Here is a 13,519-nt window from a genome sequence, read left to right as displayed (position 1 = left end):
GCGCGCCGTCCGACGCGACGCTCACGACGGCTGCGTCGCGCCTCCGTTCTGCGCGGGCAGCTCCGCCTGCGGCGCCGGCCCGGCGGTGCGCACGCCGGCGTTGGCCGGGCGCTCGATCAGCGGCGCGAGCGCCGGTGCCATCGACTTCAGCAACTGCACGGCCATCGCGCTCGTGAAGTCGTAGCGTGCCGCATACGGTTCGTGAGCGGTCGCGGTCAGCACGCCGAAGAACCGGTCGCCGATCACGAATACGAACGTGCCGCTGCGATTCACCTTGCGCGATTCGATCAGCCGCGCACCGCGCGCATACACGTTGAAGCGCTGGTCGCCCGTACCGGTCTTGCCGTACACCGGCAGCGTCTTGCCGTCGGGCAACGTGAGCCCGCCCGCGAGACGCCGCGCGGTGCCGTTCAGCACGACGTCGCGCAGCAGCGTGCGTGCGACGTTGACGATTTCCGGCGACAGCACCGGCTGCGGCTGCGCGGGCGCGCGCACGAAGCGCGTTTCGTACGGCGTGCCCTTCGCGAAGTCCAGGCGCGTGATCGTTTCCGTCGGCGCCTTGTCGCCGCCGTTCGCGATCAGGCCGATCAGTTTCGCGAGCGCGTCCGGCTGATCGCCCGATGCGCCGATCGCCGCCGCGTACGACGGCGTGACCTCGGCAAACGGATAGCCGAGTGCACGCCAGGCCTTCGTGATCGCGCCGTAGGCGCGCAGTTCGACCATGCGACGGATGCGGCGGTCCTGCGTGGCGTGATAGCGCGTCTTGTACAGCCACGAATACGTATAGAAGCGCGCGTCGCGGCTGTCGCGCAGCACGTCGTCGAGCGGCGCATCCGGATGTGCGCGCAGATAGTTGAGCGTCCATAGTGCGAGCGGATGCACGCTCGCGATATAGCCCCGATCGTTCAGATTGAAGCGATCGATCGCGTACTTCGCATACAGCGCCGCAAGATCGTCGTCGGACAGCGCGGCCGCCGGCGTGCCCTTCAGTTGCTTACGCATTTGCGCCTCGAACCACGCGAGCGATTCGTTCGGCGCGACGCTGCGCAGCACGGTCGCGATCTTCGGCGGCGACTTGCGGACGTCCTGCAGCATCAGCGCAAGCGCGTCGTCGGGCGATTTCCCGGCATAGCGCGTGTAGTAGCGCTTCACGTACACCCTGCTTTCGCCGTCGACGAACTGCTGCAGATACTGCTTGCGCTGTTCCGGATCGCCGAGCCACGACGACGACGGGCCGGCCGTCTGCACCATTTCATAGTGGACGATGTCGCGCATCAGCCGCACGAACACGAGGTTCACCGAATGCTCGAACGCGGTATGCAGCGTCATGATGCGGCCGTTGTCGGACTTCTCGAAGTTCGAGAACACCTGCGCGCCGCCGCCCGTATAGAACACGTCGGGGCTCGCCGAATACTTGCGTTCGACCGCCGCGTCGAGCATCGCCTGCAGCGAGCGGTCGCGCGTATGCGACAAGTAGTCGAGCGCCCAGCGCGAGAGTCCGTCGATCGGATCGGGCTTCACGCGCGCGAGCTCGGCATTCGACAGATGCCCGTAGCGCGCATGCAGATCGGCCACGATCTGCAGATAGGTGATCAGCGTGCGCAGCTTCGCGGTCGAGCCGAGGTTGATGCGGCCGCCGCGATTGACGTCGAACGGCTGGTTGACGCTGTCGGTCTGCACCCGCAGCAGGTTGGCGCCGTTGCGATGTTCGTACAGCGTGAAGCTGTACGTGAGGTGCGACGGGTCGTCCTTCGGCGCGAGCATCTCGAAGCCGTACAGGCCGGCCGCCTGTGCGCCGTCGCGCGTCGACGCCTGCGCGAGCCGCTCGGCGACCGCGCGCTGCACGCCGTTGTCGAGCGTGCTCGTCGCTTCGAGGTCGAGCTGGTCGAGCTGATAGAGATCGCTGATCCCGAGTGCCGCGAGCAGCGATGCGCGCGCCGACGTGATCGCCTTGCGCGACACGAACGACTGCACGCGGGCCGCAGCCGGCGGCGCACTGAGCTCGATGTGCGCGGCGAGCGCCGCATCGCGCAGCGCCGGCGAGATCACGCCGCCGTTCGCGAGCAGCCGCAGATAACTGTCGGTCAGCCGCTGCAGCGCCGGATAGCCGCGATTCAGGAAGTACGACGGCGCGCGCTGCGCGATGATCAGCGACAGCACCTGGCGGAACGTCTCGCCTTGTTCGTCGATGTTGTCGCCGGTCGTCGGGGCGGACAGGATGCGGTTCACCTCGTTGAAGTCGCGGCCGTACCACGCGGCGAGCCCGTCGCCGATGCCGGTGATTTCGCCGATATGGGGCCGCGCGGCGAGCGGCACCGAATTCAGATAGCGCACGACGATCGTGCGGCGCGCGAGCATCGTCTGCGGGCCGTCCAGATACGCGCGGATCGACGCGGATGCGATCTGCCGCAGCTTCTCCGGCGGCGTCGCGGTACGGCCGTCCGGCGAATGACGGAACTTCTCGATCTGCGTCGCGAGCGTGCTGCCGCCCGGGCGCGCCTGATGATGGTTGACCACGTGCAGCGCCTGATCGGCGAGCGCACGGCTGAAGCGTCCCCAGTCGATCGCCGGATTGCGGTTCGGTTCGTTTGCGTCGAGCAGATAGCGGTCTTCGATGAACAGCAGCGAGTCGACGACGACGCGCGGCACCGTATCGAAATCCGCGTAGACGCGCTGCGGCGACACCGACGCGAACAGCGGCGAGCCGGTCGAATCGAACAGCATCAGGCCCGTCTGATCCTTCTCGGCGTACGGGAGAAACAGCCCGTGCTCGGCGAGCGACATCATGCGCGCGGAGTCGCGCGCCTGCTTGCCGACGACGAAGCCGCGTGCGAGCAGCCGTTGCTGGAACTCGGGGATCAGCGCATAGCCGAGACGCCGGTCGTACGGGCCGTTCGCGGGAAAGCGGATGTGGTCGCTCGCGCCGGCCTCGACCGTGTAGCCGATGTCGCGCGTCAGCTCGGACAGGTAATGCGCCTGCAATCGCGACGTTTCGATTTCCGTCTGCACGACGCGTGCAACGATGGCGACCGCGATCAGCAACGCGGCCAACAGGGACCACTTGACCCACGTCCAGACCGATGCGGCTCCGGTCACGCGCGGCAGGATGCGATTCAGCGGCCGATTCATGGCGGCATCTCCCTGAGGGCGCGGGCTCCGGCCGCCACCCATTATCGATTAGTGTAGTCCGCAAAGGCGGTCTGCCAAGAGCGGTCATCTACGGAGATGCGCCGACGCAACGCGCATTCCCGCGGCTGCGTCGGGCGGCGCGGCGGCGCGCGATCTACGGCGATTGGACGGGAATTCGTGCCGGATCTGCGGCGCTTGTCCGCGTGCGCGGCAGGCTTTTTGAAAGGCGCTGCAGCGAGCGCGCGGCGCGCACGGATCGCACGCGTGCGACGCGTCGTGCGAGATCGGCGGGCAGATACCGATTGCATCCGCGCGCGCCCGGTGGACGGGCCGCGCGGGGCGCAGCGCAACGGCTTCCTGGTCGAACGCGCGGCTGCGTTCGTCGTATTCGGGCGACGCGTGCGTGCCCTTCATCGATCGCTGCGCGAATATGTAATCCGCGCTCAGACGCTGCCTTCCTTTTCAATGACGAGAATGCGCGCTTCGCCGAGCGGATGCGCGACGTGCTCGGTGCCGGCCGACGCGTGGAATACGTCGCCCGCCTCGAGTATCGCCGTGCGTTCGACGCCCGCTTCGCGATAACGCATCTCGACGCGGCCGTCGAGCACGGCGAACACTTCTTCTCCGTCGTTCACGTGCCATCGATATGGTTGGTCCGTCCAGTGCAGGCGGACGGTGATTCCGTCCAGATTCGCGATGTCGAGCGCGCCCCACGCGCGGTCTGCCGTGAATGCTTTGCTGCGGATGATCTGCATGGTCCTGATGTCCGTCAACGCGATGTGCGGCGGCGGCCGGGACGGCCGCGCGCCGTGTTGTGTCGGGTGCGGCGTGCGCTCAGCGCGCCATGGCCGCGAGCGCACGATCGATCGTTTGCGCGCGATTGTCGAACCCGGCGGCCGTGCGCGCGTTCACGCGCGCGACGACCGATGCCGGTGCGGTGTCCGGCGAGCCGGCGTCGAACGGCGGCGCGGGTGCGTATTCGAGCTGCAGCTGGATCGCCTGCGCTTCTTCGTCGCCGACGAGTTCCGCGGCGATCGTCAGCGCGAAATCGATACCGGCCGTGACGCCGCCGCCGGTGATCAGGTTGCCGTCGCGCACGACGCGCTCGCGCACGGGCACCGCGCCGAGCCGCTCGAGCAGCGTGTGAAAGCGCCAGTGCGTGGTCGCACGGCGGTCGCGCAGCAGGCCCGCGACACCGAGCAGCAGTGCACCCGTGCACACCGACGTCACGTAACGCGCATCCGCTGCGCGCTGCTGCACGAACGCGATCGTTTCCGCATCGAGCAGCAACGCGTTGATGCCGCTGCCGCCCGGAATGCAGATCACGTCGAGCGGCGGACAGTCCGCGAACGTGTGCGTCGGCGTCAGCGCGAGTCCGCTGCTCGACGCGACCGGTTCGCGCGATTTCCACACGAGATGCACGGCGGCGTCGGGCAGCGACGCGAGCACGTCGTGCGGGCCGGTGAGATCGAGTTGCTGGACGCCGGGAAAGACGAGAAAACCGATATGCAGGGTCATGCCGGGACTCCGTGAAGAGAAGGGCCACGCCGCGGCGCGGGATGGACAGAGCGATTCTAGGCGCGTAGTGTTTGGCGAAATTGCCATATCGCCCACGTTTTCCGCCAATCGCCATGTCGTCGCCGCGCCCGATCCTGATCCTCGCGTTTCCGCGCGCGCAATTGCTCGACGTATCGGGGCCGTTGCAGGTGTTCGCATCCGTCAACGAACTCGCACTCGAGCGCGGACGGCCGGCGCTCTATGTGCCGCGCATCGTCGCCGCCGACGCGGGGCCGGTCGAGACGTCGTCGGGCGTCGCGGTGGTTGCCGACTCGCTGCGCTCGGCCGCGCGCGGCATCGATACGCTGATCGTCGCCGGCGGCAAGGGCGTGCATGCGGCGTCGCGGGACGCGCGGCTCGTGCGTTGGGTGCGTCGGCAGGCGGACCGCGCACGACGCGTCGCATCGGTCTGCACCGGCGCATTCCTGCTCGCCGAAGCGGGGCTGCTCGACGGGCGTCGCGCCGTCACGCACTGGACGCGTTGCGACGAGCTTGCCGCGCGCTATCCGAACGTGCGCGTCGAAGCCGATCCGATCTTTATCCGCGAAGGCGCGCTGTGGACGTCGGCCGGCGTGACGGCCGGCATCGATCTTGCGCTGGCGCTCGTCGAAGAGGATCTCGGCCGCGCGGTGGCGCTCGACGTCGCGCGCGAGCTCGTCGTGTTCCTGAAGCGCCCCGGCGGCCAGGCGCAATTCAGCGCGATGTTGTCGATGCAGCGCACCGACGACCGGTTCGGCGAACTGCATGCATGGATCGCCGAACATCTGAGCGCCGATCTGTCGGTGCCGGCGCTTGCCGAGCGCGCGCGGATGAGCGAGCGCAGCTTCGTGCGCCACTATCGCGCGAGCACCGGCCGCACGCCGGCGCGCGCGGTCGAGCAGATTCGCGTCGAGGCGGCGCAGCGGCTGCTCGGCGAGACCGGCTGGCCGGTCAAGCGGATCGCCGCGCGTTGCGGATTCGGCTCCGAGGAGACGCTCAGGCGCAGTTTCGTGCGCGTGCTCGGCGTGTCGCCGCAGGAATATCGCGAACGGTTCGTGCGCTGAACCGACGCGCGGCATCGAGCCGACGAAAATCGGCGGCGCGATGGGCGAAAGCGGCGCGACTATTCAGGAGACGAGAACAATGGAGCGGGGCTTGTGCCGCGCCGTCCGGCGGCTCTATCCTGTCCCGTTGGCGATTCGAAGGGGAGCGGCATGGACCGGATCCAGGCAATGGAAGTTTTCACGCGCGTGGTCGATGCGAACAGCTTCACGCGCGCCGCGGAGACGCTCGCGATGCCGCGCGCGTCGGTCACGACGATCATCCAGAATCTCGAGGCGCTGCTCGGCGTGCGCCTGATGCACCGTACGACGCGGCGGCTGTCGCTGACGCCGGAGGGCGCCGCGTACTACGAGCACTGCGTGAAGATTCTGTCGGAAATCGCGGAAGCGGACGCGAGTTTCCAGAAGGGCAAGCCGACCGGCGTGCTGCGCGTTCACATGCCGAGTTCGCTCGGCCGGCGGCTCGTGATTCCGTCGCTGTCGCTGTTCCGGCAGCGCTATCCGGACATCACGCTCGATCTCGGGCTGTCCGATCGGCCTGTCGATCCGATCGAGGAGGGGATCGACTGCATGATTCGCGTGGGGCCGCTCGAGGATTCGTCGATGGTCGCGCGCCGGATCGGGATGCTCAGACGCGTGACGTGCGCCGCGCCCGACTATCTGGCCCGTCACGGCGAGCCGCGCGAGATCGCCGATCTCGCCGGGCACTACGCCGTGAACTTCCGTGCGACGCAGGGCGGGCGCGCGGTGCCGTGGGTGTTCCTGATCGACGGCAAGCCGGTCGAGGTGCGGATGAATGCGAGCGTCACGGTCAACGATTCGGATGCGTACGTGAACTGCGGGCTGGAAGGGTTCGGGATGATTCAGCCGACGCTGTTCATGGTGGTGTCGAATCTGCTCGACGGGTCGCTGGTCGAGGTGCTGCCGGACTGCAATCCGAAGCCGAAGCCGATTTCGATCATGTATCCGCACAACCGGCATCTGTCGGCGAAGGTGCGCGTGTTCGCGGACTGGATCGCGGAGGTGTTCGAGTCGACGCCGGCGCTTGAAGGCGGCGAGAACTGGCGGCGGAATGTGCGGGGGAAGGTCGAGGGTGAGGCGGTAGGGTCGGTGGCGGCTTGAGTGGAACGGTGGCGGGTGTGTTGTCGGGCAGGGAGGGCGCGGCGGTGCGCTGGGCGCGCGATGCAATGAAAAAAGCCGCTGAACCTTTCGGAACAGCGGCTTTTCGCATTTGGTGGCGAATCAGGGACTCGAACCCCGGACCTGCGGATTATGATTCCGTCGCTCTAACCGACTGAGCTAATTCGCCGAAGACTTGAATTATGTAGATCGCCCGCCCCGCTGTCAACACCTTTTTTCATCCGGGCCGAAAAAAGTCGCCGGGCAGCCGCACCACGGGTGCACAAGGCGGGCAAATGGGGCGCCGGCCGATCCGCCGGCACGGCGCCGTCCCCGTGCCTGACCGTCAATCCTGCGCGTAGATGTTCGAGTCCTTCGTCTCCTTGACGAACAGCAGCCCGATCACGAACGTAACCAGCGCGATCACGATCGGATACCACAGCCCCGAATAGATGTCGCCCTTCGCCGCGACGATCGCGAACGCGGTCGCCGGCAGGAACCCGCCGAACCAGCCGTTGCCGATGTGATAGGGCAGCGACATCGACGTATAGCGGATCCGCGTCGGGAACATCTCGACCAGCATCGCCGCGATCGGCCCGTAGACCATCGTCACGTAGATCACGAGGATCGTCAGGATCACGATCGTCATCGGCCAGTTCAGCTGCGCCGGATCGGCCTTCGCCGGGTAGCCGGCCGCCTTCAGCGTCGACGCGAGCGTCTTGTCGAACGCCGCACCCTGCGCCTTCGCATCGACCGCCTTGCCGTCATAGGCCGGGATCACCGTGTCGCCCACCTTGATCTGCGCGGTCGTGCCGGCCGGTGCCGCGACGTTCTCGTAGTTCAGACCGGCCTTCGCCAGCGCGCTCTTCGCGATGTCGCACGAGTTCGTGAACTTCGACGTGCCGACCGGGTTGAACTGGAACGAGCACGCCGCCGGATCGGCGACGACCGAGATCGGCGCCTTCTGCGTCGCGATCTCGAGCTGCGGGTTCGCGTAGTGCGTCAGCGCCTTGAACAGCGGGAAGTAGGTGAGCGCAGCAATCAGGCAGCCGGCGAGGATGATCGGCTTGCGACCGATCTTGTCCGACAGCGAACCGAAGAACAGGAAGAACGGCGTGCCGATCAGCAGCGCGATCGCGATCAGGATGTTCGCGCTCGCCCCGTCGACCTTCAGCGTCTGCGTCAGGAAGAACAGCGCGTAGAACTGGCCCGTGTACCACACGACGGCCTGGCCGGCCGTCAGGCCGACGAGCGCGAGAATCACGATCTTCAGGTTCTTCCACTGGCCGAACGCTTCGGTCAGCGGCGCCTTCGATGTCTTGCCTTCCGACTTGATGCGCAGGAACACCGGCGATTCGTTCAGCTGCATCCGGATCCAGACCGACACCGCGAGCAGCAGGATCGACGCGACGAACGGCACGCGCCAGCCCCATGCGCCGAACGCTTCTTCACCGATGAACGTGCGCACGCCGAGGATCACGAGCAGCGACAGGAACAGGCCGAGCGTCGCGGTCGTCTGGATCCACGCGGTGTAGAAGCCGCGGCGATTCGCCGGCGCATGTTCGGCGACGTAGGTCGCCGCGCCGCCGTACTCGCCGCCGAGCGCGAGGCCCTGCAGCAGCCGCATCGCGATGAAGATCACCGGCGCGGCGATGCCGATCGACGCGTAGCCGGGCAGGAAGCCGACCACGAATGTCGAGACGCCCATGATCACGATCGTCACGAGGAACGTGTGCTTGCGGCCGACGAGGTCGCCGAGCCGGCCGAACACGAGTGCGCCGAACGGCCGCACCGCGAAGCCGGCCGCGAAGCCGAGCAGCGTGAAGATGAAGGCCGCGGTCGGATTGACGCCGGAGAAGAAGCTCTTGCTGATGTAGGCCGCGAGCGACCCGGCCAGGTAGAAGTCGTACCACTCGAACACCGTACCGAGCGACGACGCGAAGATCACCTTCTTCTCTTCGGCCGTCATCGGCGAGTGTGCAATTTGCCCGCCTAACGTTGCCATGAATCGTCTCCAAGTCTCTTGATATAGATGTGCGGCCGCCTTGGATGGGCGGGCCTGTCGACGATTATTGGCACGGAAACTTACGGCGCACTGACTGGCGCGCGCAAAGCGACTGCACGTTAACCCGCGCCGAATCGCGCGCTTTGCACGCCCATCGTGTCGCGAACGGACGGTAAAGCGCCGATTCCGACGTCGCGGCGGCGGCGCGTTCGGCCGCGCCTCAGGGTTAATCCGGGGCGACCGACAGCGGCAGGCTGACGCGCACGAGCGTGCCGGCAAGGCGCGGCGCCGTCTGGTACACGTGGTCGTCGATCGTCAGCGTGCCGCCGTGCTGCGTGGCGATCTCGCGCACGATCGCGAGCCCGAGCCCGCTGCCGTCGCCTTCGCGGCCGAGGATCCGGTAGAAGCGCTCGACGACGCGGCCGCGCTCGGCGGCCGGAATGCCGGGCCCCGTATCCTCGACTTCGAGATGCGCGAGCCGCGCCGTGCGGTCGGCGTGCACGCGCACGGTGATGCGCCCGCCTTCGGGCGTGTAGCGGATCGCGTTGTCGATCAGGTTGCCGAGCATTTCGCGCAGCATCACCGGATTGCCGTCGACGTCGATCGGCGCGTCGTCGGGCGGGCCTTCGTAGCCGAGATCCATCCGTTTCGCGAGTGCGGCCTGCACCCAGTCGCGCACCGCACGCCGCGCGAGCGCCGCGATCTCGACAGGCTCGAACATCAGCCCGCTCGCCCGGTTCTCCGCGCGCGCGAGCGCGAGCAGCTGCGTGACGAGCCGCGCGGCCTGCTCGGAACTCGTCGCGATCTGCTCGAGCGAGCGCTGCACGTCGGGCGGCACCGCGTGACGCAGCGCGAATTCGGCCTGCGTGCGCAGGCCGGCGAGCGGCGTCTTCATCTGATGCGCGGCATCGGCGATGAAGCGCTTCTGCAGCGCCATGCTCTGCTCGAGCCGCGCGAGCAGGTCGTTGAACGACGTGACGAGCGGCTCGATCTCGGGCGGCGCGCGTTGCGCCTCGACGGGCGACAGATCGTCGGGACGCCGCGCGCGGATGTGCGCCTGCAGCGCGTTGAGCGGCGCGAGCCCGCGCGACAGGCCGAACCACACGAGCAGGATCGCGAGCGGCAGGATCACGAACTGCGGCAGGATCACGCCCTTGATGATGTCGTTGGCGAGCGCGTTGCGCTTGTCGAGCGTCTCGCCGACCTGCACGAGCACCGGCTGCGTGCCGCTCGCGTCGGGCAGCGCGACGGTCGTATAGGCGACGCGCACGTCGTTGCCGCGCAGCAGATCGTCGCGGAACACGACGACGCCCGGCGGCGGGCGATCCTCGTCGCGCGGCAGCGGCATGTCGGCTTCGCCGGCGACCAGCTCGCCGCGCGTGCCGAGCACCTGGAAATACACGCTGTCGATGTTGTCCGCGCGCAGGAAGTCGCGCGTCTGCTGCGGCAGCGTCAGCTCGGCGACGCCGTTGACCGGATGAATCTGCCGTGCGAGCACGTACGCGTTGGTTTCGAGCGCGCGATCGAACGGCCCGTTCGCGATCGTCTTCGCGACGAGGTAGGTGACCGCGATGCTCATCGGCCACAGCAGCAGCAGCGGCGCGAGCATCCAGTCGAGGATTTCGCCGAACAGCGAGCGCGGACGCGCGGCTTCGGGCGTTTCGGTTTCGTCGGGCGGGGCGAACGGATTCGCGTAGCGCGCGTCGCGCGCCGCGTCCGCGGCCGACGACGGCTCGCCGGTCGGATGGCGGGAAGGGGCCGGCGTGGCCATCGCGGCGACGGCCGGGCGTCAGCGCAGCGGCGTGCCGGCTGTCGCGGGCTTCGGCGAAGCCGGATCGGCCGCGGCGGGCTGTGGCGGGGGCGCGTCGGCGGGCGCGGCCGGCACGACCTTCTCGAGACAGTAGCCGAGGCCGCGCACGGTGGCGATCCGCACGCCGCTCGGCTCGATCTTCTTGCGCAGCCGGTGCACGTACACTTCGATCGCGTTGTTGCTGACTTCCTCGCCCCATTCGCACAGATGGTCGACGAGCTGCTCCTTCGACACGAGGCGCCCGATCCGCTGCAGCAGCACTTCGAGCAGCCCGAGTTCGCGCGCGGACAAATCGAGCACGCGGTCGTTCGCATAGGCGATCCGGCCGACCTGGTCGAACGCGAGCGAGCCGTGCCGCACGACGGTCGGGCCGCCGCCGGCGCCGCGTCGCGTCAGCGCGCGCACGCGCGCCTCGAGCTCGTTCAGCGCGAACGGCTTGGCCATGTAGTCGTCGGCGCCGAGATCGAGCCCTTTCACGCGCTCGTCGACGCTGTCGGCGGCGGTCAGGATCAGGACCGGGAGATTGGAATTGCGCGCGCGCAGGCGCTTCAGCACTTCGAGCCCGGACATTTTGGGCAGGCCGAGATCGAGGATCAGCAGGTCGAAAGTCTGCATCGACAGCGCGGTATCGGCCTCGACGCCGCTCTTCACGTGGTCGACCGCATAGCCCGATTGGCGGAGTGACCGGGTGAGGCCGTCCGCGAGTATGCTGTCGTCTTCGGCGATGAGAATTCGCATGGTGCGTGACCGGTGACCGGCAGCGCGTTGGCGCCGGCACGGCTGTCTCCGAATATTCGTGTACAACGCAGCCTGATTGCGGGCTTGCACAAAACACTGTTTTTTTATACAGTGTCTGCATTCGTGGGCAGCGCTTGAAAGCGGGCGCGCCTGTTACAGACGCTGCTCATCATAGCAAAGGACGATTCATGGAAGAAAGCAAGAAGGGCTCCGGGATGACCGCCGAGAAGAGCAAGGCGCTGGCTGCCGCACTCGCGCAGATCGAGAAGCAGTTCGGCAAAGGGTCGATCATGCGCATGGGCGACGGCGAGGCGGCCGAGGACATCCAGGTCGTGTCCACGGGCTCGCTCGGGCTCGACATCGCACTGGGCGTCGGCGGCCTGCCGCGCGGCCGCGTGGTCGAGATCTACGGGCCGGAATCGTCCGGCAAGACCACGCTCACGCTGCAGGTCATCGCCGAGCTGCAGAAGCTGGGCGGTACCGCAGCGTTCATCGACGCCGAGCACGCGCTCGACGTCCAGTACGCGGCGAAGCTCGGCGTCAACGTGCCGGATCTGCTGATCTCTCAGCCGGACACCGGCGAGCAGGCGCTCGAAATCACCGACGCGCTGGTGCGCTCGGGCTCGATCGACATGATCGTCATCGACTCGGTCGCGGCGCTCGTGCCGAAGGCCGAAATCGAAGGCGAGATGGGCGATTCGCTGCCGGGCCTGCAGGCGCGCCTGATGTCGCAGGCGCTGCGCAAGCTGACGGGCACGATCAAGCGCACGAACTGCCTCGTGATCTTCATCAACCAGATCCGCATGAAGATCGGCGTGATGTTCGGCAACCCGGAAACCACGACGGGCGGCAACGCGCTGAAGTTCTATTCGTCGGTGCGTCTCGACATCCGCCGGATCGGCTCGATCAAGAAGAACGACGAAGTGATCGGCAACGAAACGCGCGTGAAGGTCGTCAAGAACAAGGTGTCGCCGCCGTTCCGCGAAGCGATCTTCGACATCCTGTACGGCGAGGGCATTTCGCGTCAGGGCGAGATCATCGATCTCGGCGTGCAGGCGAAGATCGTCGACAAGGCGGGCGCCTGGTACAGCTACAACGGCGAGAAGATCGGTCAGGGCAAGGACAACGCGCGTGAATTCCTGCGCGAGAATCCGGAAATCGCGCGCGAGATCGAGAACCGCATTCGTGAATCGCTCGGCGTTGCCGCCATGCCGGATGGCGCGGGCCACGACGAAGCCGAGGCGATGGACGAAGAAGAGTGATGGTCGGGCGCCGAGGCAAGCCTGCCGAGCCGGACGAGCGCGATACGCCGGAAGCGGCGCGCGCCGGCCGGCCAGCCGAATCCTCGGGCGCCGGCCGGCGGCTGCCGGGCAGTCATGCTGCCGCAAGCCGCACCGCGACGAGGGCATCCGACGATGCCCTCGTTTCGTTTGAGATCGCCGCACCGGACGATCCGTTCGACGACGACGAATCGTTCGATGCGCACGATCGTTCCCGCCGGCGCGTGTCCGGCCTCGGCCTTCCGCGCGATCGCGCAGCCGGCGGCACGGCATCGGCCGCGGAAGACGTCTATACGCGCAGCAGTCAGCATCCGCGCCGCACGCGCCGCGCGGGCGGTGCCGCATCCGGCGACGCCGGAGACAGCAGCGAGCGCAAGTCGTCGAAGCCGCCGCGCTCGCTGAAGGGGCGCGCACTCGGCTATCTCTCGCGGCGCGAATACAGTCGTGCCGAACTCGCACGCAAGCTCGCGCCGTACGCGGCCGAGGACGAATCGGTCGAGCCCGTGCTCGACGCGCTCGAAAAGGACGGCTGGCTGTCCGACGCGCGCTTTGCGGAGAGTCTCGTGCATCGCCGTGCGTCGCGTGTCGGCGTGGCGCGCATCGTCAGCGAACTGAAGCGGCACGCGATCGGCGACGCGCTCGTCGACGAGCTCAACGCGCAGCTGCGCGAGACCGAATGGGCGCGCGCGCAGGCGGTCTGGCGCAAGAAATTCGGTGCACTGCCGCAAACGCCGGCCGAGCGCGCGAAGCAGGCGCGCTTTCTGGCCGCGCGCGGCTTCTCGAGCGCGACCATCGTGAAGTTGCTGAAAGTCGGCGACGATTTTCCGGTCGACGATTGACG

11 protein-coding genes and 1 tRNA gene are annotated in these 13,519 nt (G+C 67.7%); 4 read left to right on the top strand and 8 right to left on the bottom strand.

Annotated elements, in window-relative coordinates; translation table 11 throughout:
• Positions 1-21: 21 nt before the first annotated feature.
• The 4 genes from NP80_RS26340 to NP80_RS26325 all read right to left on the bottom strand — a co-directional run bounded on the left by NP80_RS26340 (position 22) and on the right by NP80_RS26325 (position 4,647).
• On the bottom strand, positions 22-3,129 hold the full coding sequence (locus NP80_RS26340; RefSeq protein ID WP_006411650.1) for a transglycosylase domain-containing protein: 3,108 nt from the start codon (positions 3,127-3,129) through the stop codon (positions 22-24).
• Positions 3,130-3,213: 84 nt separating this feature from the next.
• Positions 3,214-3,543: a hypothetical protein gene (locus tag NP80_RS26335; protein ID WP_006411642.1), complete on the bottom strand. Its 330-nt coding sequence runs from the start codon at positions 3,541-3,543 to the stop codon at positions 3,214-3,216.
• A gap of 29 nt (positions 3,544-3,572) precedes the next feature.
• A complete protein-coding gene (locus NP80_RS26330) occupies positions 3,573-3,884 on the bottom strand; it encodes a cupin domain-containing protein (RefSeq protein ID WP_006398377.1) in 312 nt (103 codons plus the stop codon).
• Between the two features lie 79 nt (positions 3,885-3,963).
• A complete protein-coding gene (locus NP80_RS26325) occupies positions 3,964-4,647 on the bottom strand; it encodes a DJ-1/PfpI family protein (RefSeq protein ID WP_006411640.1) in 684 nt (227 codons plus the stop codon).
• A gap of 113 nt (positions 4,648-4,760) precedes the next feature.
• Between NP80_RS26325 and NP80_RS26320 the strand changes: the two genes are divergently transcribed.
• On the top strand, positions 4,761-5,729 hold the full coding sequence (locus NP80_RS26320; RefSeq protein ID WP_006411643.1) for a GlxA family transcriptional regulator: 969 nt from the start codon (positions 4,761-4,763) through the stop codon (positions 5,727-5,729).
• Positions 5,730-5,879: 150 nt separating this feature from the next.
• Positions 5,880-6,848 (top strand): LysR family transcriptional regulator, encoded by a 969-nt coding sequence (locus NP80_RS26315; protein ID WP_006411647.1) that lies wholly within the window; start codon positions 5,880-5,882, stop codon positions 6,846-6,848.
• Between the two features lie 110 nt (positions 6,849-6,958).
• Here the strand turns inward: NP80_RS26315 and NP80_RS26310 are convergent.
• From NP80_RS26310 to NP80_RS26295, 4 genes are all read right to left on the bottom strand, one after another.
• A tRNA-Met gene (locus tag NP80_RS26310) sits at positions 6,959-7,035 on the bottom strand.
• A 156-nt stretch (positions 7,036-7,191) separates the two neighbouring features.
• The gene (locus NP80_RS26305) at positions 7,192-8,850 is read right to left on the bottom strand and encodes an MFS transporter (RefSeq protein WP_006411653.1); all 1,659 of its coding nucleotides are present in this window, start codon (positions 8,848-8,850) and stop codon (positions 7,192-7,194) included.
• A gap of 226 nt (positions 8,851-9,076) precedes the next feature.
• Entirely contained in the window at positions 9,077-10,621 is a 1,545-nt protein-coding gene (locus tag NP80_RS26300) for a sensor histidine kinase (RefSeq protein WP_006406511.1), read from the bottom strand.
• A gap of 18 nt (positions 10,622-10,639) precedes the next feature.
• A complete protein-coding gene (locus NP80_RS26295; RefSeq protein ID WP_045594245.1) occupies positions 10,640-11,398 on the bottom strand; it encodes a response regulator transcription factor in 759 nt (252 codons plus the stop codon).
• Positions 11,399-11,586: 188 nt separating this feature from the next.
• Here NP80_RS26295 and recA point away from each other — a divergent pair, with 188 nt between their 5' ends.
• On the top strand, positions 11,587-12,660 hold the full coding sequence (recA, locus tag NP80_RS26290) for a recombinase RecA (protein WP_006398386.1): 1,074 nt from the start codon (positions 11,587-11,589) through the stop codon (positions 12,658-12,660).
• A complete protein-coding gene (gene recX, locus NP80_RS26285) occupies positions 12,660-13,517 on the top strand; it encodes a recombination regulator RecX (RefSeq protein WP_006406509.1) in 858 nt (285 codons plus the stop codon). Before recA ends, recX begins: the two co-directional genes overlap by 1 nt.
• Positions 13,518-13,519: the final 2 nt, after the last annotated feature.

Source organism: Burkholderia multivorans ATCC BAA-247 (assembly GCF_000959525.1).
Classification (GTDB): Bacteria; Pseudomonadota; Gammaproteobacteria; order Burkholderiales; family Burkholderiaceae; genus Burkholderia; species Burkholderia multivorans.
This window is presented reverse-complemented; position numbering and strand designations above follow the sequence as displayed.

Bases quoted from the DNA above. Each gene is read 5' to 3' on its own strand.
- NP80_RS26320 (WP_006411643.1), top strand. From the start codon at position 4,761: ATGTCGTCGCCGCGCCCGATCCTGATCCTCGCGTTTCCGCGCGCGCAA.
- NP80_RS26330 (WP_006398377.1), bottom strand. From the start codon at position 3,884: ATGCAGATCATCCGCAGCAAAGCATTCACGGCAGACCGCGCGTGGGGC.
- NP80_RS26340 (WP_006411650.1), bottom strand. From the start codon at position 3,129: ATGAATCGGCCGCTGAATCGCATCCTGCCGCGCGTGACCGGAGCCGCA.
- NP80_RS26315 (WP_006411647.1), top strand. From the start codon at position 5,880: ATGGACCGGATCCAGGCAATGGAAGTTTTCACGCGCGTGGTCGATGCG.
- recX (WP_006406509.1), top strand. From the start codon at position 12,660: ATGGTCGGGCGCCGAGGCAAGCCTGCCGAGCCGGACGAGCGCGATACG.
- NP80_RS26305 (WP_006411653.1), bottom strand. From the start codon at position 8,850: ATGGCAACGTTAGGCGGGCAAATTGCACACTCGCCGATGACGGCCGAA.
- NP80_RS26300 (WP_006406511.1), bottom strand. From the start codon at position 10,621: ATGGCCACGCCGGCCCCTTCCCGCCATCCGACCGGCGAGCCGTCGTCG.
- NP80_RS26335 (WP_006411642.1), bottom strand. From the start codon at position 3,543: ATGAAGGGCACGCACGCGTCGCCCGAATACGACGAACGCAGCCGCGCG.
- NP80_RS26325 (WP_006411640.1), bottom strand. From the start codon at position 4,647: ATGACCCTGCATATCGGTTTTCTCGTCTTTCCCGGCGTCCAGCAACTC.
- recA (WP_006398386.1), top strand. From the start codon at position 11,587: ATGGAAGAAAGCAAGAAGGGCTCCGGGATGACCGCCGAGAAGAGCAAG.
- NP80_RS26295 (WP_045594245.1), bottom strand. From the start codon at position 11,398: ATGCGAATTCTCATCGCCGAAGACGACAGCATACTCGCGGACGGCCTC.